At 72.5% G+C, this 22944-nt stretch carries 24 protein-coding genes, 2 tRNA genes, 1 other RNA gene and 1 pseudogene; 12 read left to right on the forward strand and 16 right to left on the reverse strand.

Annotation, left to right across the window (positions count from 1 at the left end; all coding sequences use genetic code 11):
- Positions 1-71: 71 nt before the first annotated feature.
- The 3 genes from ACFV0T_RS07245 to ACFV0T_RS07255 all read right to left on the reverse strand — a co-directional run bounded on the left by ACFV0T_RS07245 (position 72) and on the right by ACFV0T_RS07255 (position 1604).
- A complete protein-coding gene (locus ACFV0T_RS07245; protein ID WP_385775538.1) occupies positions 72-932 on the reverse strand; it encodes an RNA polymerase sigma factor SigF in 861 nt (286 codons plus the stop codon).
- A 189-nt stretch (positions 933-1121) separates the two neighbouring features.
- Positions 1122-1415, reverse strand: coding sequence for a Dabb family protein (locus tag ACFV0T_RS07250; RefSeq protein WP_385775387.1), 294 nt, complete (start codon positions 1413-1415; stop codon positions 1122-1124).
- A 9-nt stretch (positions 1416-1424) separates the two neighbouring features.
- On the reverse strand, positions 1425-1604 hold the full coding sequence (locus ACFV0T_RS07255) for a hypothetical protein (protein WP_385775389.1): 180 nt from the start codon (positions 1602-1604) through the stop codon (positions 1425-1427).
- Positions 1605-1671: 67 nt separating this feature from the next.
- On the opposite strand from ACFV0T_RS07255, the pseudogene ACFV0T_RS07260 reads away from it, so the two are divergent.
- Positions 1672-2282 (forward strand): annotated as a pseudogene (locus ACFV0T_RS07260) (hypothetical protein); the annotation flags it as partial.
- Between the two features lie 304 nt (positions 2283-2586).
- Here ACFV0T_RS07260 and ACFV0T_RS07265 read toward each other — a convergent pair.
- From ACFV0T_RS07265 to ACFV0T_RS07285, 5 genes are all read right to left on the reverse strand, one after another.
- Positions 2587-3954 (reverse strand): beta-propeller fold lactonase family protein, encoded by a 1368-nt coding sequence (locus ACFV0T_RS07265; protein ID WP_385775391.1) that lies wholly within the window; start codon positions 3952-3954, stop codon positions 2587-2589.
- A gap of 475 nt (positions 3955-4429) precedes the next feature.
- Positions 4430-4514: transfer RNA gene (locus ACFV0T_RS07270), tRNA-Ser, on the reverse strand.
- Positions 4515-4649: 135 nt separating this feature from the next.
- Positions 4650-5081 (reverse strand): tRNA adenosine(34) deaminase TadA, encoded by a 432-nt coding sequence (gene tadA, locus ACFV0T_RS07275; protein ID WP_385775393.1) that lies wholly within the window; start codon positions 5079-5081, stop codon positions 4650-4652.
- Positions 5082-5137: 56 nt separating this feature from the next.
- On the reverse strand, positions 5138-5683 hold the full coding sequence (locus tag ACFV0T_RS07280) for a hypothetical protein (protein WP_385775540.1): 546 nt from the start codon (positions 5681-5683) through the stop codon (positions 5138-5140).
- Between the two features lie 304 nt (positions 5684-5987).
- On the reverse strand, positions 5988-6200 hold the full coding sequence (locus ACFV0T_RS07285) for a hypothetical protein (RefSeq protein ID WP_385775396.1): 213 nt from the start codon (positions 6198-6200) through the stop codon (positions 5988-5990).
- Positions 6201-6338: 138 nt separating this feature from the next.
- Here ACFV0T_RS07285 and upp point away from each other — a divergent pair, with 138 nt between their 5' ends.
- On the forward strand, positions 6339-6974 hold the full coding sequence (upp, locus tag ACFV0T_RS07290) for a uracil phosphoribosyltransferase (protein ID WP_385775398.1): 636 nt from the start codon (positions 6339-6341) through the stop codon (positions 6972-6974).
- A 194-nt stretch (positions 6975-7168) separates the two neighbouring features.
- Here upp and ACFV0T_RS07295 read toward each other — a convergent pair whose 3' ends face one another.
- Together ACFV0T_RS07295 and ACFV0T_RS07300 are read right to left on the reverse strand one after the other, a co-directional pair.
- Positions 7169-7786 (reverse strand): LytR C-terminal domain-containing protein, encoded by a 618-nt coding sequence (locus ACFV0T_RS07295; RefSeq protein ID WP_385775542.1) that lies wholly within the window; start codon positions 7784-7786, stop codon positions 7169-7171.
- 122 nt (positions 7787-7908) lie between these two features.
- Entirely contained in the window at positions 7909-8205 is a 297-nt protein-coding gene (locus ACFV0T_RS07300) for a type II toxin-antitoxin system VapB family antitoxin (RefSeq protein ID WP_003986294.1), read from the reverse strand.
- A gap of 104 nt (positions 8206-8309) precedes the next feature.
- Here ACFV0T_RS07300 and ACFV0T_RS07305 point away from each other — a divergent pair, with 104 nt between their 5' ends.
- Positions 8310-9893: a helicase HerA-like domain-containing protein gene (locus ACFV0T_RS07305; RefSeq protein WP_385775400.1), complete on the forward strand. Its 1584-nt coding sequence runs from the start codon at positions 8310-8312 to the stop codon at positions 9891-9893.
- Positions 9894-10015: 122 nt separating this feature from the next.
- Here the strand turns inward: ACFV0T_RS07305 and ACFV0T_RS07310 are convergent, their stop codons facing one another.
- The 5 genes from ACFV0T_RS07310 to ACFV0T_RS07330 form a co-directional block, all read right to left on the reverse strand.
- Complete coding sequence (locus ACFV0T_RS07310; protein WP_385775403.1) at positions 10016-10153, reverse strand: hypothetical protein; 138 nt, start codon at positions 10151-10153, stop codon at positions 10016-10018.
- A 60-nt stretch (positions 10154-10213) separates the two neighbouring features.
- A complete protein-coding gene (locus tag ACFV0T_RS07315; protein WP_385775405.1) occupies positions 10214-10552 on the reverse strand; it encodes a hypothetical protein in 339 nt (112 codons plus the stop codon).
- Positions 10553-10629: 77 nt separating this feature from the next.
- Complete coding sequence (locus ACFV0T_RS07320) at positions 10630-11316, reverse strand: HdeD family acid-resistance protein (RefSeq protein WP_385775407.1); 687 nt, start codon at positions 11314-11316, stop codon at positions 10630-10632.
- A gap of 247 nt (positions 11317-11563) precedes the next feature.
- Positions 11564-12157, reverse strand: a complete 594-nt coding sequence (locus ACFV0T_RS07325) for an HhH-GPD-type base excision DNA repair protein (protein ID WP_385775409.1) — start codon at positions 12155-12157, stop codon at positions 11564-11566.
- A gap of 24 nt (positions 12158-12181) precedes the next feature.
- Positions 12182-12904 (reverse strand): siderophore-interacting protein, encoded by a 723-nt coding sequence (locus ACFV0T_RS07330; RefSeq protein WP_385775412.1) that lies wholly within the window; start codon positions 12902-12904, stop codon positions 12182-12184.
- Between the two features lie 81 nt (positions 12905-12985).
- Here ACFV0T_RS07330 and ACFV0T_RS07335 point away from each other — a divergent pair, with 81 nt between their 5' ends.
- The 7 genes from ACFV0T_RS07335 to ACFV0T_RS07365 all read left to right on the forward strand — a co-directional run bounded on the left by ACFV0T_RS07335 (position 12986) and on the right by ACFV0T_RS07365 (position 19985).
- Positions 12986-15055 (forward strand): penicillin acylase family protein, encoded by a 2070-nt coding sequence (locus ACFV0T_RS07335; RefSeq protein WP_385775415.1) that lies wholly within the window; start codon positions 12986-12988, stop codon positions 15053-15055.
- The gene (locus ACFV0T_RS07340) at positions 15048-15662 is read left to right on the forward strand and encodes a GNAT family N-acetyltransferase (protein ID WP_385775417.1); all 615 of its coding nucleotides are present in this window, start codon (positions 15048-15050) and stop codon (positions 15660-15662) included. The genes ACFV0T_RS07335 and ACFV0T_RS07340 overlap by 8 nt, the downstream gene beginning before the upstream one ends.
- Positions 15659-16132 (forward strand): cupin domain-containing protein, encoded by a 474-nt coding sequence (locus ACFV0T_RS07345; protein ID WP_385775419.1) that lies wholly within the window; start codon positions 15659-15661, stop codon positions 16130-16132. The genes ACFV0T_RS07340 and ACFV0T_RS07345 overlap by 4 nt, the downstream gene beginning before the upstream one ends.
- On the forward strand, positions 16129-16896 hold the full coding sequence (locus ACFV0T_RS07350; RefSeq protein ID WP_385775422.1) for an SDR family NAD(P)-dependent oxidoreductase: 768 nt from the start codon (positions 16129-16131) through the stop codon (positions 16894-16896). Before ACFV0T_RS07345 ends, ACFV0T_RS07350 begins: the two co-directional genes overlap by 4 nt.
- Positions 16893-17084 carry a hypothetical protein gene (locus tag ACFV0T_RS07355; protein WP_385775424.1) on the forward strand — a complete coding sequence of 64 codons (192 nt, stop codon included), beginning with the start codon at positions 16893-16895 and terminating at the stop codon, positions 17082-17084. Before ACFV0T_RS07350 ends, ACFV0T_RS07355 begins: the two co-directional genes overlap by 4 nt.
- A gap of 70 nt (positions 17085-17154) precedes the next feature.
- Positions 17155-19041, forward strand: a complete 1887-nt coding sequence (locus tag ACFV0T_RS07360) for a copper resistance CopC/CopD family protein (protein WP_385775544.1) — start codon at positions 17155-17157, stop codon at positions 19039-19041.
- A gap of 425 nt (positions 19042-19466) precedes the next feature.
- The gene (locus tag ACFV0T_RS07365) at positions 19467-19985 is read left to right on the forward strand and encodes a lamin tail domain-containing protein (protein ID WP_385775426.1); all 519 of its coding nucleotides are present in this window, start codon (positions 19467-19469) and stop codon (positions 19983-19985) included.
- Positions 19986-20171: 186 nt separating this feature from the next.
- Here the strand turns inward: ACFV0T_RS07365 and ACFV0T_RS07370 are convergent.
- Positions 20172-20259 (reverse strand) — tRNA-Ser (locus ACFV0T_RS07370).
- A 72-nt stretch (positions 20260-20331) separates the two neighbouring features.
- On the opposite strand from ACFV0T_RS07370, the gene ffs reads away from it, so the two are divergent.
- Together ffs and ACFV0T_RS07380 are read left to right on the forward strand one after the other, a co-directional pair.
- Positions 20332-20430: signal recognition particle sRNA small type (ffs, locus tag ACFV0T_RS07375), an RNA gene on the forward strand.
- A 45-nt stretch (positions 20431-20475) separates the two neighbouring features.
- On the forward strand, positions 20476-22797 hold the full coding sequence (locus ACFV0T_RS07380) for a DNA polymerase III subunit gamma and tau (protein WP_385775428.1): 2322 nt from the start codon (positions 20476-20478) through the stop codon (positions 22795-22797).
- The last annotated feature ends 147 nt before the right edge of the window (positions 22798-22944 follow it).

The following is a 22944-nucleotide window of genomic DNA, read 5'->3' on the forward strand; positions in this document are numbered from 1 at the left end:
CCGCGTAACTGTCGGGAACGGTCCTGGTGAGCGATTCGCTCTTTAAGGTGACGGTTCGATCCGGCGTGCGGTCAGGCCTCGATCCGGTTCGCGGAGCGCAGCCGCTGGAAGCTACGCGCGAGTAGCCGCGAGACGTGCATCTGGGAGACGCCGAGTTCCGCGCTGATCTGCGACTGGGTGAGATTGCTGTAGTAACGCAGCAACAGGATGCGCTGTTCGCGTTCGGGCAGCTGGACCAGGAGATGGCGGACCAGGTCGCGGTGTTCGACGCCGTCCAGCGCCGGGTCCTCGTAGCCGAGCCGGTCGAGCAGTCCGGGCAGCCCGTCGCCCTCCTGCGCGGCCTCCAGCGAGGTGGCGTGGTACGACCGTCCGGCCTCGATGCAGGACAGCACCTCGTCCTCGCCGATGCGCAGCCGCTGGGCGATCTCGGCGGTGGTCGGGGTGCGCCCGAAGGCGGTCGTCAGGTCCTCGGTCGCGCTGTTGACCTGTACCCACAGCTCGTGCAGCCGGCGCGGTACGTGGACCGTGCGGACGTTGTCGCGGAAGTACCGCTTGATCTCGCCGACCACCGTCGGCATCGCGAACGTCGGGAACTGCACGCCGCGCTCCGGGTCGAAGCGGTCGATGGCGTTGATGAGCCCGATGGTGCCGACCTGGACGACGTCCTCCATCGGCTCGTTGCGGCTGCGGAAGCGGGCGGCCGCGTAGCGCACGAGCGGGAGGTTCGCCTCGATGAGCGCCCCGCGCACCCGGTTGTGCTCCGGGGTGCCCGGCTGAAGATCCTTGAGCTGGGAGAAGAGCAGCTGGGTGAGGGCCCGGGTGTCGGCGCCGCGGCGCTTCTCCGGAGCCGGGGCCGGAACAGGGGCCTCGGGAGCCTCCGCCTGGGCGGGGGCCTCCTCCTGGGGCGGCGCAGTACTGGCCGACACGGTCAACGCCACCTCTTCATCCGTCAATCATCCGTCAAAAGCGGTCATAGCATCACAAGACATGTGCACTGTGTGCAAGCACCGCATAACGCCGTGTTGAGGGCGAGTTGGGGCATATGACGCAAAAAAGCCCCGCACTGTTCGTTCCGGCGCAGGGCTTCGCAGGGATGTTCGTGTCGGTGGGCGGCCTGTGGGTCAGAACTCGTAGTCCGCGACGACCCAGGTGGCGAACTCACGCCACAGGGCGACGCCCGCCTGGTGTGCGGGGTGCTCCAGGTAGCGCTGGAGGGCGTCCGCGTCGTCCACCGCCGAGTTGATCGCGAAGTCGTGGGCGATGGGCCGGTCGGTGATGTTCGAGCCGAACTCCCAGAAGCGCACTTCGTCGATCCGGCCGCCGAGCGCCCGGAAGGCGGCGACGCCTTCGACGACCCGCGGGTCGTCACGGTCCACACCTTCGTTGAGCTTGAAGAGGACCAGGTGGCGGATCACGGGGACTCCCTAGTTCTTGGCTCCGTTGGCGACCCACGTCATGAAGTCGCCGATGGCCTGGGCGGCGTCCGATATGCCCTCGAAGGCTATCTGGACGTAGTCCGCGGCTTTGGCCGGGTCTGTGATGATCACATACAGCGCGAAGACCACGAGCACATACACGGCGATCTTCTTCGCATTCACCGCCACCGCGGCCTCCCCTGTGACTGCCGTGCCCCTGGGGTCCCTGGTGCGGGCGCCCCTGCTACCGGCGGCGAGTGTAACTACACGTCGAATCGAGGGCCAACGATCTTACGGTTCCGCGGCCCGGTCACGCGGTTCCCGTCCGGCCGCGCCCGCGACGTGGCTGACCCACTGGGTGGAGAGCATCGCGCCGCTGGCCGTCAACGAGAACACGATGGTCGGGTACGGGTGGCCGTGCGAAGGCACCTGATCCCCGTGCTCGGTGCTCACCGGCTGGACCTGAAGCGGGGTGTCCTGATGGTCCGTCGGAGCCGTCGCCGACCGCGCTACGCCCACGGGTGCGGGGACACCTGCGGCCGAAAGGCCGGCTACTGCCCGCAGCGGGAGCGTACGAACCCTGAAACGGCCGAGACCGAGTCGCGCGCGGGGAGGCGCGCGGTCGGGGTCCCCGCACAGCTTGTTGATCTGCTCAGGCTGCACCAGGCCGAGCAGGACGCGGACCGCGCGGTTGCAGGAGCCGAGTGGGCTGCGGAGGGGTGGCTGTTCGCGACTTCGAATGGCCGAGGCACATCCCCCCGAACGGACTACGACGATTGGAAGGAGCTCCTCACCGACGCGAAGGTTCGCGACGGCCGGCTGTACGACGCCCGGCACACCACCGCCACGGTCCTGCTGATCCTCGGGCGGAACGGAGACGGGCCCGGCGCCGGAGCCGCCGGCGGGCTCCCATCGGTCAGGTGAGCGATGGGGGCACGTTGGTGGACTTGTCCCCAGTCGATCAAGTCGCGACCTGGCACTGATCGATGAGCCGCGCAACCACGCTGAATGTGCCTGGCCGGCAGGGTTTCGGAGCGTGCAGTAGGCCCCCTGACGGGCTGTGTCGCGGAGCGTCGAAAACGGGCCCCGGGCGTCGGTCGCTGCTGCGGCGAGGGATGTGCCGGGGCCCGTTTCCGATGTTCGTCGATCAGGTCGGAGGCGTGTGGGTGGGTCAGAAGCAGCCGGGTCCGGTGGAGGGGGTGAAGCAGGCGTTGGAGCCGGGGCCGCCGTCGTTGGTGTTCGTGCCGGGGCCGCCGAAGAGCGCGTCGTTGCCTGGACCGCCGAAGAGGGCGTCGTTGCCGTTGTTGCCGTTCAGGTTGTCGGCGCCGTTGCCACCTTCGACGCGGTCGTTGCCGTCGCCGCCGGACAGCACGTCGTTGCCGTCGCCGCCGCAGATGAGGTCGTTACCGCCGCGGCCGTCGACCACGTCGTCGCCGCCGAGAGCGAAGATCACGTCATTGCCGGGAGTGCCGATCAGGACGTTGTTGCCGTTGGTACCGGTGATGGTGGCCGTGGCGGTCGCGCAGGTCAGCGTCGGCTGGGGCACGACCCCGATCGCCACCCCGAACGGGAGGTCGTCGACGGGGACGGTGGCCACGACGGTGTTGGTGTTCGTGTTGATCACGGACACCGTGTCGGCGTTGGCGTCGGTGACGTAGGCGCGGGTGCCGTCCGGCGACACCGCCACCCCTCGAGGCGCATCGCCGACGGGGACGGTGGCGACGACCGTATTCGTCGCCGTGTTGATCACGGACACGGTGTCGGCGTCGGCGTTGATGACGTAGGCGCGGGTGCCGTTCGGCGACACCGCCACCCCCTGGGGCGCATCGCCGACGAGGACGGTGGCCACGACGGTGTTGGTGTTCGTGTTGATCACGGACGCCGTGTCGTCGTTCAAATTGGTGACGTAGGCGCGGGTGCCGTTCATCGACACCGCCACCCCGAACGGGAAGTCGCCGACGGGGATGGTGGCGACGACCGTGTTCGTCGCCGTGTTGATCACGGACACCGTGTCGGCGTCGGAATTGGTGACGTAGGCGCGGGTGCCGTTCGGCGACACCGCCACCCCGATGGGAGCAGCGCCGACGGGGGCGGTGGCGACGACCGTGTTGGTGTTCGTGCTGATCACGGACACCGTGTTGGCGCTGAAGTTGGTGACGTAGGCGCGGGTGCCGTCCGGCGACACCGCCACCCCCAGGGGCTCAAGGCCGACGGGGACGGTGGCGACGACCGTGTCGGTCGCGGTGTTGATCACGGACACCGTGTCATCGGCGCGGTTGGTGACGTAGGCGCGGGTGCCGTCCGGCGACACCGCCACTTCCCACGGCGCATCGCCCACGGGAACCGTGACCACCACCGTGTTCGTCGCTGTGTTGATCACCGACACCGTGTCAGCGTTGAAGTTGGCGACGTAGGCGTAGGTGCCGGGCGGCACGGCCTGGGCGGCCTGCGGGGCCACCATGGGCAGGGCCAGGCCGGCCGCTACGACGAGACCTGCCACCAGCGCCCGCAGCGCCCCATCCCGCCACGAGCGACGCACTCGAAGACCAGGCGGCGCCGACGACGGGAGGGCCTCCTGCGCGCCCACCCCCCTCACGGTTTGACAGATAGCCACAGCAATCCTCTCGACCGGGCTGACAGAATGGAACGTATTATGACTGTTCGTCACATTCGGGATGGCGGCGACGCGCGCCCGCCCCGACCATGGGCCGGGGCGGGCGCCTGGACGTTCGTGCGCCCCACCGAGACCGCACCCGGTCCGGTGCCGCGACTGAACCGGAGGGATCTGGGGCATGGAGGCGGGCGACTGGACCCAGGCACGGTGAGCACGACGGGCCGGGAGGGGCACCTCCGGTTTTGCCATCACGATTCAGCGCGGCCTCCCGGCTTGGCGTCGCGGGTCGGGAGCGCTCGCCGTTCCCCACCTCTACGGCCGACGGGGCTGACTGAGACGGAAACTGAGACGGAAACCGAAGAGGCGCCCGGTTCGATGAACCGGGCGCCTCTCCTATCTGCGGTAGCGGAGGGATTTGAACCCTCGGTGACTTGCGCCACACTCGCTTTCGAGGCGAGCTCCTTCGGCCGCTCGGACACGCTACCGAGGGAGACCCTACCCCAAGGTGGGCCGTGCTCTGAAATCCGTTTACCGGGGGTCTTTCCGCCCGGGGTGCGGCGGTCGTGCGGTGCCGGGTGCGGCGACCCCGGGTGTGTGGCTCGGGGTTCGTGTTCGTGGGTTCAGCGGTCCCGGAAGAACTCCGTGAGGAGTCGCGCGCAGTCCTCGGCCAGGACGCCCTCGATCACCTCGGGACGGTGGTTGAGCCGCCGGTCGCGTACGACGTCCCAGAGGGAGCCGGCCGCGCCCGCCTTCTCGTCGCGGGCGCCGTAGACGACCCGGTCCACGCGGGACTGCACGAGGGCGCCCGCGCACATCGTGCAGGGCTCCAGGGTGACGACGAGCGTGCAGCCGGTGAGCCGCCACTCGCCGAGCGCGGCCGCCGCCCGCCGGACGGCGAGGACCTCCGCGTGCGCGGTCGGGTCCCCGCCGGCCTCACGTTCGTTGTGCCCGGCCGCGAGCACGGTCGTGCCGTCCGGAGCCAGCACGACGGCGCCGACGGGGACGTCCCCGCCCCGGACGGCCTGTGCGGCCTCGTCCAGGGCGAGCCGCATCGCGGCCCGCCAGCGGTCGCGTACCGGGTCGGGGGTCCGGGCCGCCTCTGGTGCGGTCAGCGGACGGTCTCCAGGACGTCGGCGGCGCCCAGCGCCTCGGCGATCTCGGTGAGCGCGTCGTCCGACAGCAACTTCAGCTCCTTCTCGCTGATGCCGAGGTCGTCGAGGATCCCGGGGTCGCCGACCGGGCCGTGCGGCACGGCCTCGTCGGAACCGCCGTCCCCGGCCGGGCCCTCGTCGTCCTCGTCCTCGTCCTGGTCGTCACCGTCCTCGGTGCCGTCGAGGTCGAGCGAGTCCAGCTCGTCGTCGGGGTCGCCCGGGTCGCGGCCGAGCAGCTCGTCGGTGAGCAGGATCTCGCCGTAGCTGCTGCGGGCGGCGGCGGCGGCGTCGGAGACGTAGATGCGCGGGTCGTCCTCGCCGTCCACCCGGACGACTCCGAACCACCCGTCCTCCTGCTCGATGAGCACGAGGACGGTGTCGTCGTCGGGCGAGGCCTCCCGGGCCAGGTCGGCGAGATCCGACAGGGTCTCCACATCGTCGAGCTCCGTGTCGCTCGCTTCCCACCCGTCTTCGGTGCGCGCGAGCAGTGCGGCGAAGTACACCGTGACTCTCCCACTGGTCATAGGCGTGCCGGTTGGGGGTCCCCCCGGCGGAGGTTGCGGGCGGGGAGAGCTGTGCTCCGAGCCCCACCCACTCGGAATCGTGGCAGAAACAAGGCGTTCAGGGGACGTCTTCGGCTCCCTGTGTCTGGCAGTTTTGATCGCACGGGGGCAAGCGCGTCCGAACGGGACTCACCAGCACACTCGTTGCCGCCACCTGCGGATCGTACGCGGCTTTTCCCAACGTCCGCGCACGGCCACCCCCTTGATCGCCTCCCGTCGGACCGGTCCGCGGTCCGGGCGAGTCCTACCAGCGGAAGGTCCGCATCCGCACCGCGTGCCGCAACCTGGCCGTCCTGGCGCGGCGCGGCTGGACGCGGTCGCGCAGTTCCCGCGCCTCGGCCAGGTCGTGCAGGAACTGGGCGCGTCGCCGACGGCGCTCGGCAGCCGTCTCGGGCGGCTCGCCCGCGTCCGGCGAGTCGCGATCAGGCAGGTCAGGCAGGTCAGGCAGCTCAGGCATAGACACACCACCCCGGTCCGTCCTCACCACCTTCCCTCCGACGGGCGGTTTGACGCCAGGGATCTCCCCGAGCCCGGGGCAGAGGCTGACCCAGTGTGGGGGGCGCCGGGCCCGTTCGGCCCGGTTACTGTTGTGGACATGCGTCTCCACGTCGTCGACCACCCCCTGGTCGCCCACAAGCTCACCACGCTGCGCGACCGCCGCACCGACTCCGCGACCTTCCGCCGCCTCGCCGACGAGCTGGTCACCCTGCTCGCCTACGAGGCCACGCGTGACGTGCGCACCGAACAGGTCGACATCGTCACGCCGGTCGCCGAAACCACCGGTGTGAAGCTGTCCCACCCGCGCCCGCTGGTCGTGCCGATCCTGCGGGCCGGCCTCGGCATGCTGGACGGCATGGTGCGGCTGCTGCCGACCGCGGAGGTGGGTTTCCTGGGCATGGTGCGCGACGAGGAGACGTTGCAGGCCTCCACGTACGCCTCGCGGATGCCGGAGGACCTCTCCGGCCGTCAGGTCTACGTCCTCGACCCGATGCTCGCCACGGGCGGGACGCTGGTCGCGGCGATCCAGGAGCTGATCAAGCGCGGCGCCGACGACGTCACCGCCGTGGTGCTGCTGGCCGCCCCCGAGGGCGTCGCGGTCATGGAGCGCGAGCTCGCGGGCACCCCGGTCACGGTCGTCACGGCTGCCGTCGACGACCACCTCAACGAGCAGGGCTACATCGTGCCGGGCCTGGGCGACGCGGGAGACCGCCTCTACGGCGCTGCCGAATAGGCCGCCGGGAGGAGCCGGGGGGCTGACGGCCGACTGACGGGCGGCGGCTCGCGGGCGGTTCACGGACCCGGCAGGCCCAGGAGGCTCGAGGGGCCCGAGAGGGCCCTCCGGCGAACCCGACAGGACGAACGGGCCGGGGACGGCCCACAAGGCCGGTACGGCCTACGGCGGCTGCTCGAAGACCCCCCGGGTCGTCAGCAGCCGCTCTTCGTCTTGCTGGACGCCGGGTCCGGCGTGGTCAGCCCGGCCAGTGCCTTGTCGGCCTCCGCCTTCGCCGTCAGCTGCTTGAAGCCGGTGCCGATGACGAGGTCGACGGTGTCGCCCTTGCGGGCGGCGTCCGTGCGGCGCTCGGCGGTACCGAGCTGGGTGGCGAGCACGGGCAGCGAGGTGTTCAGAGAGGACGTGGGGCCGAGCAGTACGCCCGCGCCCGCGACCTTCTTGTCGAACTCCTTCGACGCGTTGCCCACTTCGCCGATGCGGAAGCCGCGCTTCTTGAGCTCGTCCGCGGTCTGCTTGGCGAGCCCGGCGCGGGGCGTGGCGTTGAAGACGTTGACGGTGATCTGGGCGGGCTTCGGGACCACCCGCGGGGTCGCGCTCGCCGAGGGGCTGGCCTTGGTGGCGCAGCCCGCCTTGGCGCTGGCCGCCGCTTTCCTGCCCCCGCCGGTGAAGACGTCGATGAGCTGCAGCGTGCCCCAGCCGACCACGCCCAGCACGGCGACGGAGGCGATGCCCACGACGACAAGCCTGCCGCGCCGCCGGGGTGGGCGCATACGCGGGTACTTGTCCCCCGTGATCCGGTACTGGCCGCCCATGCCGGGAGGAGTCAGCATGCTCATGAGCGCAGCGTAGTGCGCCGGAGCGGCCCTGACTAATAGATGATCATCCGACTGGGGTGAGGAGTACCCGAAAGGGTCAACTGTGACCGGTACGGGGTTCAGCCCAGTTCGAGCACGCGGGCGTGCAGCACCTGTCGCTGCTGGAGCGCCGCCCGCACCGCGCGGTGCAGCCCGTCCTCCAGGTACAGGTCGCCCTGCCACTTCACGACGTGCGCGAAGAGGTCGCCGTAGAACGTCGAGTCCTCGGCGAGGAGGGTCTCGAGGTCGAGCTGCTGCTTGGTGGTCACCAGCTGATCGAGGCGGACCGGGCGCGGCGCGACGTCCGCCCACTGCCGGGTGCTTTCCCGGCCGTGGTCGGGGTATGGCCGGCCGTTTCCGATGCGCTTGAAGATCACACGGAAAGCCTACCGGCCCAGACGTTCCGGGCGCAGCCATGGCGACGGAGTGCGACGCTGGAAAAGACGGTGTAAAGCGGGGCATACGGGAACAGGGGCCAGAGATGAGTGACAGCGAGACAGTGCCGCAGGCCGCCGTTCCCGAGGCCGCCGCCAGCGCCCCCGCCCTCCCGGGGGAGGCTCTGGAGATCGCCGCCGGCTACGCCTTCGCCGGACCGGCGCTCGATCTGGGCGCTCTGATCTGGGACGGGAACTGTCTGCCCGACGCCCAGGTCCGCATCCCGCTGCCCATGCTCAACCGGCACGGTCTGGTCGCCGGCGCCACCGGCACCGGAAAGACCAAGACGCTCCAGCTGATCGCCGAGCAGCTCTCGGCGCAAGGGGTGCCCGTCTTCCTCGCCGACGTCAAGGGCGACCTGTCCGGGATCTCGCGGCCGGGGCGGCTCGACGACAGGGTGCGCTCGCGTACCGCCGAGGTGCACCAGCAGTGGACGCCGGTCGGGTTCCCGGCGGAGTTCCTCGCCCTGGGCGGACTCGGCCACGGCATCCCGGTGCGGGCCACGATCACCAGCTTCGGGCCGGTACTGCTGTCGAAGGTGCTCCAGCTCAACCAGACCCAGGAGCAGTCGCTCGGTCTGATCTTCCACTACGCCGACACCAAGGGCCTGGAACTCGTCGACCTCAAGGACCTCAGGGCGGTCGTCGCCTTCCTCACCTCCGACGAGGGCCGCGGCGAGCTGAAGAACATCGGCGGCCTGTCCACGGCCACGGCCGGGGTCATCCTGCGCTCGCTCACCGCGTTCGAGGCGCAGGGCATGGCGGACTTCTTCGGCGAACCGGAGTTCGACACGAGCGAGCTGCTGCGCACCGCGGCGGACGGGCGGGGCGTCGTCTCCGTCCTCGAACTCCCCGCCGTCCAGGACAAGCCGCAGCTCTTCTCCACCTTCCTGATGTGGCTGCTGGCCGACCTCTTCCACGACCTGCCCGAGGTGGGCGACGCGGACAGGCCGAAGCTGGTCTTCTTCTTCGACGAGGCGCATCTGCTCTTCTCCGGCGCCTCCAAGGCGTTCCTCGACTCGATCACGCAGACCGTCCGCCTCATTCGCTCGAAAGGGGTCGGCGTCTTCTTCGTCACGCAGACCCCCAAGGACGTGCCCGGTGACGTCCTCGCCCAACTCGGCAACCGCGTCCAGCACGCCCTGCGTGCCTTCACCCCGGACGACCAGAAGGCCCTGAGGGCCACCGTGAAGACCTTCCCGGACTCCCGCTACGACCTGGAGGAGCTCCTCACCGGCCTCGGCACCGGCGAGGCCGTCGTCACCGTGCTGAGCGAGAAGGGCGCCCCGACGCCGGTCGCCGCGACCCGGCTGCGCGCCCCCGAGTCCCTGATGGGCCCGGCGGACGCCACGGCCCTGGACGAGGCGGTCCGCTCCTCGACGCTGCACGCCCGTTATGCACAGGCTGTGGACCGGGAGTCGGCGTACGAGAAGCTCGCGGCGGCGCAGTCGCAGGCTCCCACCGAGGCGGCCCCGACGGGCCGCCGGCAGGCGGCGCCCCGGGAGCAGCAGTCCGTCGTCGAACAGGTCGTCGGCAGCGGCATGTTCAAGTCCCTGGCCCGCTCCCTGGGCACCCAACTCGGCCGCGAGATCAGCCGCTCCCTCTTCGGCACGGCCCGCCGCCGACGCTGAGGACCGCCCATCGGGAGCCCGGGCCACCGGGGAGTGGCGAGGACGGTCCGGCGGCGGGGGTGAGCAACTGCCGCCCTGCCGGGACGGGCCGGACGCGCGCAAGCGTCCGGCCCGGCTCCGGGTCAGCCGTGTTGCCGCTCGCTCACGGGCGACGGCTGCGGCTTCGCCTGCCTCGCTTCCTTCGTCTCCGGCTTCGGCGCGTTGCGTGCGGCTTCGGCGCGCAGCAGGGCGCGCAGGACCGCGTACGGGTCTTTGAGCATGGCTGTCCGTGTTCCTTGCGTCGTACTGAACCGAGGGGGACCGGAGGAGACCGGTTCTCGTCAGCAGCGCAGGACCACGGTGCTCAGGGCGGGGTGCGGGGGGTACGCGGAGCCGAGCGGGGCGGTGCAGGCCGGACCCCGGGCCGCACCGGGCGCGGGATCCGGCAGGGGCGCGGGCCGCAGGGGCGCGGCGGGCCGGTGGGCGGTGCGGGCCGGCGGCCGCAGAGCGCCGTCGAGGATGTCGTACTCGACGGTCGTCTCACCGGAGACGCCGGAGACGGCCGGGGCCGCGTGGACCTCGGCGTGGGTGCCCGGCACCAGCAGGGCGAGCAGCAGGACGAGCGCCCGCAGCCAGGCACGGCCGTACGGGGTGCGGCGGGGGGCGGTGCTGCTGCTCACGGAGCTTCATCTCCCCGGGCGGCGTACGACGTTCATCGCGCCGGGCGGCAGATCCGCCCGCTCGGCGTAGGCGGGGTTCATGCGGCGCGCGGGACCTGCCGGGCCATTCCCCGGATCCGGAACGAGGTGACGATCTCCACGATGCCGACCACGATCAGCCAGATCCCGCCGACCAGGGTGAGCACGGCGACCGACTCGAACGGCGAGTCGATCAGGACGATCCCGGCGATGAAGGTGACGATCCCGAGGAAGATCTGCCAGCCGCGCGCGGGCATGCCGCGGTCGTGGACGGCGGCCAGGGTCTGGGTGATCCCGCGGATCACCCAGCCGATGCCGATCCACAGACCGAGCAGCAGGATCGACTGCATGGGGCCGCGGAAGCAGAACAGGCCCAGCACGATCGACAGGGCGCCGCTGATGAAGGCCAGCACGCGCAGCGAGGTCTTCTTGTGGGTGCCGAACGCGGAGACCAGCTGGAGAACTCCGCTGACCAGCAGGTAGATGCCGAAAAGGACGCCGGCGGCGAGCAGCGAGGCGCCCGGCCAGATCAGCACCAGGATGCCCAGGACGAGCGAGGCGACGCCGGTGAGCAGGACGACCTGCCAGGCGGCCTCGGAGAGGGCGTGCAGCGGCCCTTCGAGCGGTGGTTCGAGCTCGTGGCCGCCGGTCCGGCCGCCGCCGGGCGGGACGGACGCGCGTTCGGCGTGCACCTTGCGGTCGTCGTATTCCGGGCCCCAGGTGGCACCGGTCGGTGGCTCGGTCATGGTCCATGCTTGGACCGGGTTCCGGCCTCCCGCCACCCGGGCTGGGCCGGGCGGCTGACGGCTGGGGCTTGTCGTTCGGATCGGTCCGGTGCCGCGGGGTGTGGCACGCGCGTGCGCGGCGTTGTCGTCGGTTGCCGGCGCTCGGCCTCGACGCCCTCCTCCGCCTCGCGGCCACCCGCGCCACACCCCGCTCGGGCTCGCCGATCAGCCCCGTCGGCCACGACCGACCCGGTCCGAACGAGAGGCCTTAGGCGCCGGCCGCCTTCGCCGCCTTCGCCGCCGCCTTCATCTCCTGCTTGTGCGCCCGCACCTTGGCGAGCGACTCGGGCCCGGTGATGTCGGCGACGGAACGGAAGGACTTCGCCTCGCCGTAGGCCCCGGCGGCCTCCCGCCAGCCCTTGGGCCGAGCCCCGAGCTGCTTGCCGAGCAGCGCGAGGAAGATCTGTGCCTTCTGCTTGCCGAACCCGGGCAGCTCCTGGAGGCGCCCGAGCAGTTCCGGCCCGCTGCCGACGCCCCGCCAGAGGGCCTCGGCGTCACCGTCGTAGTGCTCCACGAGGTACTGGCACAGCTGCTGGATCCGCTTGGCCATGGACCCCGGGTAGCGGTGGACGGCCGGCTTCTCGGACAGCAGCGCGGCGAACGCCTCCGGGTCCATGGCCGCGATCGCGTGCGCGTCCAGGTCGTCGGCGCCCATCCGCCGCGCGATCGTCGCCGGCCCCTTGAACGCCCACTCCATCGGGACCTGCTGGTCCAGCAGCATCCCGACCAGCGCGGCGAGCGGGGAGCGGCCGAGGAGCTCGTCGGCCTCGGGGTCCTGGGCGAGGTGCAGGGTGACGTCCATGGGTAGATGATCGCGCGTACGGGGTCAGGACGCGCGCCAGTACCCGAGCGCGTGCGTCCGGTGCTTGGGAACGCCCAGCTCCTTGCGTACGTACGTCGACAGCGCCCGGGTCGTCACCGTGTCGCAGGCGATCCACACGTACGGGTCCGGGGTGGCCGCGAGCAGTGCGGGCAGGTCCGCCTTCACCCGTTCCACGAGCCGGCCGCCGGAGTCCGGCCGGGGCACCTGGCGCACCTCGTGGCGGGCCGGGTCGGCGCGCAGCGGAAGGGCGTCGGCTGCGCCCTCGAAGAAGATGGTCGCCGGGGCCGTACCGACCGCGTCGAGCAGGGAGTTGATCGCGGGCAGCGAGGCCGGGTCGCCGATCGCCACGAGGTGCGAGGGGGCGGGCTCGGGCCGCTCGAAACCGGTGCCCTGGACGGTCGCCTCCACGGTGTCCCCGGGCTTCGCGGCCCGGGCCCAGTCGCTGGCGCACCCCTCGTGCAGCGCGAACTCCAGAGCGAAGGTGCCGGCCGCCGGATCCGGATCGACCAGTGTGTAGGCCCGCTGGTGCGGCTTGCCCGCGTTGTCGAACCACAGCCGCACCCACATCGTCGGGTGCACGCCGGCCGCCGCGAGCAGGCCGCCGTCGGTCAGGCGCAGCCGCCGGAAGTCCGGGGTGACGTCCTCGGCGTCCGTCACCGTGAAGGTGAAGTCCTTGGCGCGCATCAGCCTCAGGACCGCACCTTCCCAACCCCGCCCCTGCCCCATGGCACTCCTTCACGTCTCGCGTACGATTCCGTCACGGCCTACTTAGGCAAGGCTAACCTAAAAGACAGAGGGGCCACAGCGGTGACCACCGAGATCTACCGAGATGCGTGGGGAATTCCGCATCTGCGCGCGGGTAGCGCCCACGCACTGGCCCATGCCCAGGGCCGGGTCACCGCCCGGGACCGCGCCTGGCAGCTGGAGATGGAACGGCACCGCGCCCAGGGCACCTCCGCCGCCTTCCTCGGACCCGAGGCCCTGCCCTGGGACCGCTTCGCGCGCCGCGTCCGCCTCGACGACACGGCCAGACGCTGCTACGCCGCCCTGGAGCGGACCGACCCCGAGACGGCCGACTGGGTCCGCGCCTACGTCGACGGCGTCAACGAGGGCCTGGCCGCCACCACGGCCCCGGAGTTCACCCGGACGGACCTCCCGCCCGGCCGCTGGGAGCCCTGGAGCCCGCTCGCCGTCTGGCTCTCCACCCACATCCTCTTCGCGGGCTTCCCCGCCAAGCTCTGGCGGGAGGAGGCCGTACGCCACCTCGGCCCGGACGCGGTCGGCCTGTTCGCCACCGACGGCCCCGGCACCTCCGGCAGCAACGGCTGGCTGGTCGCCGGCGAGCGCACGGCCACCGGCCGGGCCGTCATCGCCGGCGACCCGCACCGCTTCATCGAGGACCCGGGCGTCTACCAGCAGATCCGCCTCGCCTGCCCCGAGTTCGACGTCGTCGGCCTCGCCGTGCCCGGCATCCCCGGCATCGCCCACTTCGGTCACACCGGCACGGTCGCCTGGGCCATCACCAACGCCATGGCCGACTACCAGGACCTCTACCGCGAACGGCTGCGCCGCACCGGCGCCGGCGTCGAGGCCCTCGGCCCGGACGGAACCTGGCACCGAGCCACCCGGCACACCGAACTCGTCCGCGTGGCCGGTGAGGAGACGGTCGAGGTCGAGGTCATCGAGACCGACCGCGGCCCGGTCATCGCCGGCGGCCCCGAGGGCCTCGACGACGGCACGGCACTCGCGCTCAGCCTGCGCTACCCGCCCCGCGTCACCGCCGACCTCGGCTTCGGCGCGCTCCTTCCGCTGCTGCGCGCCCGCCGGGTCGCCGACGTCGACCGCGCCCTCGACGCCTGGGCCGAGCCCGTCAACGTCGTCCAGGCCGCCGACACCGAGGGCGGCCTGCTCCACCGGGTCGCGGGCCGGGTGCCGGTGCGCTCCGACGCCAACCGCACCCGGCTGGTCCCGGCCTGGGAGCCCGGCCACGAGTGGACCGGCTGGCACGAGCCGCCCCGCGCCGGTCTGACCGACGGCATCGCCGTCATGGCCAACCAGCGCGGCCCCGCGACCCCCCTCGGCGTCGAGTTCGCGCCGCCGCACCGCGCCGACCGCATCCGGGCCCTCCTCGACCGGCGCCGCGTCCTGTCCGCGGCCGACATGCCCGCCATCCACACCGACACCCACCTCGCCTCCGCCGCCGCCCTGCTGGACCACCTGGCGGCCCTCGACGGCCTCACCGAACAGGCCGCCGGCCTGCGCGAGAGCCTCCTGCGCTGGAACCGGCACATGGACGCCACCAGCACGGACGCTTCCGCCTACGCGGCCCTGCGCGGCGCGGTCGTCCGCCGGCTGGCCGCCCACCCCGCGCTCGCCGCCCTGACCACACCGCCCGCCTACCCCGAGGTCCTCCTGCCCTGGCTCGCCCTCGCCCCGCGCGTCGGCTTCGCCCTGGAACACCTGCTGCGCGCCGAGAAGCTGTACGGCATCGACCGCGCGGCCGTGGTCCGCGAGGCCCTGGAGGAGACGGCCGCCGCCCACCCGGCCGACCGCCCGTGGGGCGACACCCACCGGCTCGCCCCCTGGCAGGCGCTGCCCGACCCGTCGTACACCGGACCCGGGCTGTCCGGCGACCACGACTGCGTGCTGTGCACCACCGCCGTGCCCGGCCTCACCGACCTCGCCGCGCGCGGCCCGGCGGCCCGCTACGTGTGGGACCTGGCCCGCCGCGAGGACAGCCGCTGGGTGGTGCCGTTCGGCGCCTCCGGCATCCCCGGCACACCGCACCACCGTGATCAGCTCCCGCTGTGGCTGGCGGGAGATCTCGCCCCGGTCGTCACCGACTGGGACCAGCTGGAGAAGGAGACCGATGTCTGACCCCCTTGCCGCCCCCGACCGCGAGGCGCTCCACGAGCAGGAGGCCGACGGCTTCGGCACCGTGCGCCTCTTCGCCCTCGACGCGAAGGCCGACGCCGAGGTCGTCCACCGCTGGGTGAGCGAGGAGCGCGCCGCCTTCTGGGGCATGAACGGCCTGACCAGGGACCAGGTGGCCGAGATCTACGCCCACCTGGACACCCTCGACACCCACCACGCCTACCTCGCCGTCAAGGACGGCGAACCGGTCGGCCTGCTCCAGACCTACGAGCCCGACGCCGACCGGGTCAGCGAGTGCTACGAGGTCCGGCCCGGCGACATCGGCGTACACCTGCTGCTCGCGCCCGCCGGGGACGAGGGCGTGCGCCCCGGCTGGTCGTCCGCCCTGATGGGCGTCCTCGCCACGTACGTCCTGGTGGTCCTGGACCGGCGCCGGGTCGTGGTCGACCCCGACGTGCGCAACGAGAAGGCGATCAGCCGCTTCCTGCGCCAGGGCTTCGAGGCGGGCCCGGTCGTCGTCCTGCCGGAGATCGACCTCCCGGACGTGTACCTGCCGGAAAAGCACGCCCAACTGGCCTTCCTGCGCCGGGAGGTAGCCTTCCCCGGGTGACCCCGGAAGACCTCGTCGCCCACTACGATCTGCGGCCCCTGCCGCGCGAGGGCGGCCTGTTCCGCCGTACCTGGGCGGGCCCCGAGCGGCCGGACGGCCGCCCGGAGGGCACCGCGATCGTCGTCCTGCTCACCGCGGACGACTTCTCGGCCCTGCACCGGCTGCCCGGCGACGAGGTCTGGCACTTCCACCTCGGCGACCCGCTGCGCCTCCTGCTCCTCGCCCCCGACGGCACCGCGGAGACGGTCGTCCTGGGCCCCGACGTACGGGCCGGCCAGCACCTCCAGTTCACCGTGCCCGCCGGCACCTGGATGGGGGCGCGGGTCGACGGCGACGGCGCGTGGACGTTCTTCGGCTGCACCATGGCCCCCGGTTTCGCGTACGAGGGTTACGAGCACGGTGATCCGGCGGAACTGACGGCGCGCTATCCGGCCGAGGCCGCCCGGATCGTGGCACTGTGCCGCCCATGAGCGGGCTTCTTCAGGGACAGGTCGCCCTGGTCACGGGCGCGGGCGGCGGTATAGGCCGGGGCATCGCGCTCAGGTTCGCGCAGGAGGGCGCGGCGGTCGCGCTGCACTGCCGTACCTCGGTCGCGGCGGCGCGGGACACGGCGGACACCCTGCGGGACTCGGGCGCCCGGACCGTCGTCCTGCGCGCGGACCTGACCGACGAGGACGAGTGCAGGCGCCTGGTCGGCGAGGCGGCCGCCTGGGGCGAGGGCCGGCTGACGGCGCTGGTCAACAACGCGGGCGTGCAGCCGACGCGGGAGCTGGCGGGGATGACGGCGGCGCAGTGGCGGGCGGTGGTGGACACCAACCTGTCCAGCGTGTTCGCCTGCACGCAGGCCGCCGTGGAGGTCATGCGCGGGCAGGAGGGCGGCGGCACGGTGACGCACATCGCCTCGATCGAGGCCCGGATGCCCGCGGTCGCGCACGCCCATTACGCGGCCTCGAAGGCGGCGGTGGTGATGCACGCCCGTTCCGCGGCCCTGGAGTACGGGCACCACGGCATCCGCGTCAACACCGTCTCCCCCGGGCTCATCGACCGCGAGGGACTGGAGCAGGCCTGGCCGGAGGGCGTGCGGCGGTGGCGACAGGCGGCCCCGCTCGGCCGGCTGGGACGCCCGCGGGACGTGGGCGACGCGTGCGTGTTCCTGGCCTCACCCCTGGCGTCCTGGCTCACCGGACACGACCTGGTGCTGGACGGCGGAGTCTCGGCACGGCCCACATGGTGAGCGGCGAGGGGGCTGTCGGCCGTACGGAGCCGTCGGCGGCGAGCGGCGAGGGGGCCGTCGGCCGTACGGAGCCGTCGGCGGTGAGCGGCGAGGGGGCCGTCGGCCGTACGGGCTGGCCGGCGGTGAGCGCGGAGGAGTTCTCGTCCGTACGTATTCCAGAGCACACGAGTCCGAAGACGGAGCGGTGACGTGAGCGAAGGGCGCGATGGCGGACGACGGGGCGGTGCACGGCACGCGGACCGGCGACTTCAAGGGCTGGTGCTGCTGGGCACCGTGCTGGTCCTGCTCCTCCTCGGCAGCGCGGGACCGGCCTCGGCCCACGCCGCCCTCCGCGGCAGCGACCCCGCCGACGCCACCGTCCTCAAGTCCGCTCCCCGTGACATCACCCTGACCTTCACGGAGTCCGTCGGCCTGCTCGACGACTCCTTCCGCGTCTTCGACCCCGACAACCGCCAGGTGCGCACGGGCGAGCCGCAGCACGCGGCGGACCGCGCGGACACGGCCCGGGTCACCCTCCCCGCCGAACTGGGCGAAGGCACCTTCACCGTGGCCTGGCGAGTGGTCTCGGCGGACAGCCACCCGATCTCCGGCGCGTTCACCTTCTCCGTCGGCAAACCCACCCCGACCACGGCCGCGGTGAACGCCGGCCCCACGGAGGACCCGGCCACCGCCGCCCTCTACGGCATCGCCCGGTACGCCGCCTACCTCGCCGCGGCCCTCCTCATCGGCACGGCCGCGTTCGTCCTGGCGTGCCGCCCGCCGCACACCGCCGCCCTGCGCACACCGTTCGTCGTGGGCTGGTGGACCCTGCTGGCGTCCACCGCCGTCCTGCTGGTGCTGCGCACCCCGTACGAGACCGGCGAGGGCCCGGCGGCGGCCCTCGACCCGTCCGCCCTGACCCGTACCCTGACGGGCCGTCCGGGCCTGGTGCTCCTGGCCCGTCTGGCCCTGCTGGCCGTGGCCGCCGTCCTCCTCCTACGGGCCCGCAGGCGTCCGCCCACGCGCGCGACCCTCGCGTCTGCCGCCGCGCTCTCCCTCGGTCTGGCCCTGACCTGGGCGGTCGCCGAGCACGCCTCGGCCGGCCTCCAGGTCCCGCTGGCGATCACGTCCTCGGTCCTGCACCTGCTGGCGATGGCGGTCTGGCTGGGCGGCCTGGCGGCCCTGCTGACCGTGCTGGGCCGTACCGGGCTCCCGGCCCCCGTGATCGCCCGTTTCTCCCGCATCGCGGCGACCGCCGTCACGGTCCTGGTGGTGACCGGCGTCTACCAGTCCTGGCGCGGCCTCGGCTCCTGGTCCGCGCTCACCGGCACCTCGTACGGCCGCCTCCTGCTCCTCAAGCTGGCCGCGGTGACGCTGCTGCTGACGGCGGCGTCCGCCTCGCGGCGCTGGACGGCACGGCTGGCGTCGGTGGAGGTGGCCGTGACGGAACGGGTACCGGAGATGGCGGGCGGACCACCGCTCCCGAAGCAGGGACCGGAACCGGAGCCGGCACTGGTACGGGAGTCGGCACCGGAACGGCATTCGGTGTCGGTACAGGATGCGGATTCGCAGCCGCTGTCGCAGCCGCAGCCGCAGCCGCAGCCGCAGCCGCAGCCGCAGCCGCAGCCGCAGCCGCAGCCGCAGCCGCTGTCGCGGTCGGAGGTCGGCGCCGCGCGAGGCCTGCGCCGTTCCGTCCTCGCCGAGGCCGCCGTCGGCCTGGTGGTGCTCGTGATCACGACGGCGCTCACGTCCACCCTCCCCGGCCGCGCCGAGGCCGAGGCGGCGGAGCCGGGGGCGGCGGCGGTGTCCGGGCCCGGTATCGCCGCCGCCTCCGTGACCACCGTCCCCTTCGACCTCGGCACCCCCGGCGCCCAGGGCGAGGTGCAGGTCACGCTCGACCCCGGCCGGGTGGGTGACAACTCGGTGGAGGCCGTGGTCTTCGGCCCCGACGGCGGCCTGTCCACGGTCCCCGAACTCCGCCTCTCCTTCACTCTTCCCGGGCAGAGGATCGGTCCGCTCGACACCAAGGTGACGGACCGGGGCGGCTATTGGGCGGCGGACGCGTTCAACCTCCCCCTGCCCGGCACCTGGTCCATGAAGGTCACGGTCAGGGTGTCGGACGTGGACCAGGTGAGCGAGACCCGACAGGTGCGGATCGACCGCTAGGCAGGGCGAAGCGCCGACGCTGCGGCCACAGGGCGCCGCACTGCCCGTGACCTTGCGGATTCCATCCCTCGCACCGAACGTCGCCGCACTCCGTGCGGCCGCGGACTGTTACTCACTTTCGGGTGACGGCCGAGTCCCGGGTGGGGTGGCGAACCGGGGTGGCAGACCGCCGCCGGCCAGTGCCCACAAGGGTTGATCGACTGGCGTGGCGTCAACATCATGCCTTTTCGGTATAGATGGGCATTACAGGCGAAGGTAACGGCAATGTGGTCGCTTCGTCACACCATGCGCGTATCGCGTTCACGTCGGCCCGTGGCGGCCAGAGTGTGAGTGCGCGGCCAGCCGGTCGCCACCGCACATCGCACCACCCCCGACACGGCCCACGGCCGAGGCGGGGAGGTGCCCGCACAACCCGAGGGGTACCTGTGTCCGCTACTGCTTCTGTAACCGCCCGTCGTCTGGCCGCTGCCGCGCTCGCGGCCGGCGCTCTGATCGGAGCGGCGGCACTGCCGGCGACCGCCGCCGACCACGCCCGCCCGAACCAGCCGCAGGTCAAGATCAGCGACGTGCATTACGCCTCTCCGTCCCGCGGTGACCGTTCCTACGGCTCCAACCACTCCCTGAACAAGGAGTGGGTGGAGGTCACCAACACCAGCCGCCGCAGCGTCGACCTGAACGGCTGGACCCTCAAGAACGAGGACGGCCACAAGTTCACCTTCCGCCACGTCCGGCTGGACGGCCGGTCCACCGTCCGCATCCACACCGGCAAGGGTCACGACACCCGCACCGACCTCTACCAGGACCGTCGCAACTACGTGTGGGACGACCGTTCGGACACCGCCACCCTGCGCAACGACCGCAACCGCTTCGTCGACGACTACGCCTGGGGCAACCACCACCGCAACGGCAACGGTCACGGCAACGGTCACGGCGGCCACCACTGACCGACCGCCGGTGCCCGATGACCACTGAGGCACCCGTCGGCGCATAGACACAGCCCACGAACGACACGGAAGGGCCCCACCGGGCGGTGGGGCCCTTTTCGACGCCGGGACGGAAACCGGGACGGAAACGTCGAAGGGCCCCACCGCGAACGGTGGGGCCCTTCGACATCGTGCCCGGTGAGGCACTGGCGGAGGATACGAGATTCGAACTCGTGAGGGGTTGCCCCCAACACGCTTTCCAAGCGTGCGCCCTAGGCCTCTAGGCGAATCCTCCGGTCGGAACATTACATGACCGAGAGGAGTGCTTGCGAACTCGTTCCGCACCGCCGGCATCAGGTACTGTTTGGGCAGCCCCTCACGCGGCGCTATCTGACTGAACTCCCCCAGGGCCGGAAGGCAGCAAGGGTAGGTTGGCTCTGGCGGGTGCGTGGGGGGCGCTTGTGTTTGCGGGCGGGGCCGGTTGTCAGTGGGCGCCTATAACCTCGTATGCGTGTCGTCTCTCGCGCTGTACCGCCGCTATCGCCCGGAGTCTTTCGCCGAGGTCATCGGGCAGGAGCATGTCACCGACCCGTTGCAGCAGGCCCTGCGGAACAACCGGGTCAATCACGCGTACCTGTTCAGCGGTCCTCGCGGGTGCGGCAAGACGACCAGCGCGCGCATCCTCGCCCGGTGCCTGAACTGTGAGCAGGGTCCCACGCCGACCCCGTGCGGCGAGTGCCACTCCTGCCGTGACCTGGCGCGCAACGGGCCGGGGTCCATCGACGTCATCGAGATCGACGCCGCGTCGCACGGCGGTGTGGACGACGCCCGTGACCTGCGGGAGAAGGCCTTCTTCGGGCCGGCCCGCAGCCGTTACAAGATCTACATCATCGACGAGGCCCACATGGTCACGTCGGCCGGCTTCAACGCCCTGCTCAAGGTCGTCGAGGAGCCGCCGGAGCATCTGAAGTTCATCTTCGCGACCACCGAACCCGAGAAGGTCATCGGGACGATCCGGTCGCGTACCCACCACTACCCCTTCCGGCTCGTGCCGCCCGGGACCCTTCGGGACTATCTCGGCGAGGTGTGCAAGCAGGAGGCCATCCCCGTCGAGGACGGCGTCCTGCCGCTCGTCGTGCGCTCCGGCGCCGGGTCCGTGCGTGACTCCATGTCCGTCATGGACCAGCTGCTGGCCGGCGCCGGCGCGGACGGTGTGACGTACGCCATGGCGACGTCCCTGCTCGGCTACACCGAGGGTTCGCTGCTCGACTCCGTCGTCGAGGCGTTCGCCACCGGTGACGGCGCCGCCGCCTTCGAGGTCGTCGACCGCGTCATCGAGGGCGGCAACGACCCGCGGCGCTTCGTCGCCGACCTGCTGGAGCGGCTGCGCGACCTGGTGATCCTGGCCGCCGTGCCGGACGCGGCCGAGAAGGGGCTCATCGACGCCCCCGTCGACGTCGTCGAGCGCATGCAGGCCCAGGCGGGCACCTTCGGCGCCGCCGAGCTCAGCCGCGCCGCCGACCTCGTCAACGAGGGACTGACCGAGATGCGCGGCGCCCACTCGCCCCGCCTCCAGCTGGAACTGATCTGCGCCCGCGTACTGCTGCCCGCCGCCTACGGCGACGCGCGCGCCGTGATGGCCCGCCTGGACCGCATCGAGCGGGGCGTGAACTTCTCCGCGGGCGGCGGCGCGCCCGCGGCGGCGTACGTACCCGGGCCCGAGGTCCACGGGGGAGCGGTGCCGGGCGGTGCTCCGGCGGACCGGTCTCCCGGCGCCGCCGCCATTGCGCCCGGGGGCGGGGCCGCGGCGGCCCGGGCCGCGGTGCGGGGTCCGGCGGCGGGCGGTGGCCAACCCCCGGTTGCGCCTCAGCCTCAGCCGCAGCCCCCGATGGCCCCTCCGGTCGCCGCTCAGGCCCCGGTCGCCCCGCAGGACCCAGCCCCTGTCGCGCCTCCGCCCGCGGCGGCGCGGGACGCCCAGGCTCCCGCCCCCGCCGACGCGAGCGCGCAGACACCGGCGCCCGGTGCCTGGCCCGCCGCGACGGCCGCCGGCAGTGGCAGGCGCCCGGGCGGCTGGCCCACCGCGGCGCCCGCGGGCGGCGGCCCCGGCCGGCCCCCGGCCACGCCCGCCGCCCCCGCGCCGTCCGCTCCCGCCGCTCCGGCGGCCACCCCGGCCCAGGGCACCGCCTACGCGCCCCCCGCCGGCGGCCTCGACCCCCGGACGCTCTGGCCGAACATCCTGGACGCGGTGAAGAACCGCCGCCGGTTCACCTGGATCCTGCTCAGCCAGAACGCCCATATCGCCGGTTTCGACGGCACCACCCTCCAGATCGGCTTCGTCAACGCCGGAGCCCGTGACAACTTCACGAGCAGCGGCAGCGAGGACGTACTGCGGCAGGCGCTGTCCGAGCAGTTCAGCGTCCAGTGGAAGATCGAGGCGGTCGTCGACCCGTCGGGCGGCGGCTCGGCACCCCCGGCGACGGGCGCCCCTTCCGGCTACGGAGGCGGAAGCGGTGGCTATGGCGCAGGATCGGGCGCCGGGGCCGGGGCCGGTGGCTACGGCGGTGCCGGCGCCCCCGCCGCACAGCGCCCGGCACCCGCGCAGTCCGCGCCCCCCGCTCCGGCACCCGCCAACCCCTCGGGCAACTCCCCGTCGGCCGCCACGGCGTCGGCCCCCGCACCCCGGCCCGCCGCCCCCGAGCCGCCCCCGGTCTCCCCCGAGGACGACATCCCGGAGGACGACGACCCCGACCTCGACGAGTCGGCCCTCTCCGGGCACGACCTGATCGTGCGGGAACTGGGGGCGACGGTGGTGGACGAGATCTCCAACGAGTAAGGGCCCGCCCCCTACCGTCTGCCCCCGCCGCCGCTCCCGCCCATGGCTCCTGCACTCCTCCATCCCCTCCTCCCCCCTCCTCCCCCCTCCTCCACCCGTCCCGGTTCGGAGGAACCCACGACCGCCCCGCCCCCTCCGTCCGGGCGG

This window comes from Streptomyces sp. NPDC059582 (assembly GCF_042735715.1).
Taxonomy (GTDB): Bacteria; Actinomycetota; Actinomycetes; order Streptomycetales; family Streptomycetaceae; genus Streptomyces.

Bases quoted from the DNA above. Each gene is read 5' to 3' on its own strand.
- tadA (WP_385775393.1), bottom strand. From the start codon at position 5,081: ATGCGGCTCGCCCTGGACGAGGCCGCACAGGCCGTCCGGGGCGGGGAC.
- ACFV0T_RS07285 (WP_385775396.1), bottom strand. From the start codon at position 6,200: ATGCCTGAGCTGCCTGACCTGCCTGACCTGCCTGATCGCGACTCGCCG.
- upp (WP_385775398.1), top strand. From the start codon at position 6,339: ATGCGTCTCCACGTCGTCGACCACCCCCTGGTCGCCCACAAGCTCACC.
- ACFV0T_RS07295 (WP_385775542.1), bottom strand. From the start codon at position 7,786: ATGGGCGGCCAGTACCGGATCACGGGGGACAAGTACCCGCGTATGCGC.
- ACFV0T_RS07305 (WP_385775400.1), top strand. From the start codon at position 8,310: ATGAGTGACAGCGAGACAGTGCCGCAGGCCGCCGTTCCCGAGGCCGCC.
- ACFV0T_RS07310 (WP_385775403.1), bottom strand. From the start codon at position 10,153: ATGCTCAAAGACCCGTACGCGGTCCTGCGCGCCCTGCTGCGCGCCGAA.
- ACFV0T_RS07320 (WP_385775407.1), bottom strand. From the start codon at position 11,316: ATGACCGAGCCACCGACCGGTGCCACCTGGGGCCCGGAATACGACGAC.
- ACFV0T_RS07325 (WP_385775409.1), bottom strand. From the start codon at position 12,157: ATGGACGTCACCCTGCACCTCGCCCAGGACCCCGAGGCCGACGAGCTC.
- ACFV0T_RS07330 (WP_385775412.1), bottom strand. From the start codon at position 12,904: ATGGGGCAGGGGCGGGGTTGGGAAGGTGCGGTCCTGAGGCTGATGCGC.
- ACFV0T_RS07340 (WP_385775417.1), top strand. From the start codon at position 15,048: ATGTCTGACCCCCTTGCCGCCCCCGACCGCGAGGCGCTCCACGAGCAG.
- ACFV0T_RS07350 (WP_385775422.1), top strand. From the start codon at position 16,129: ATGAGCGGGCTTCTTCAGGGACAGGTCGCCCTGGTCACGGGCGCGGGC.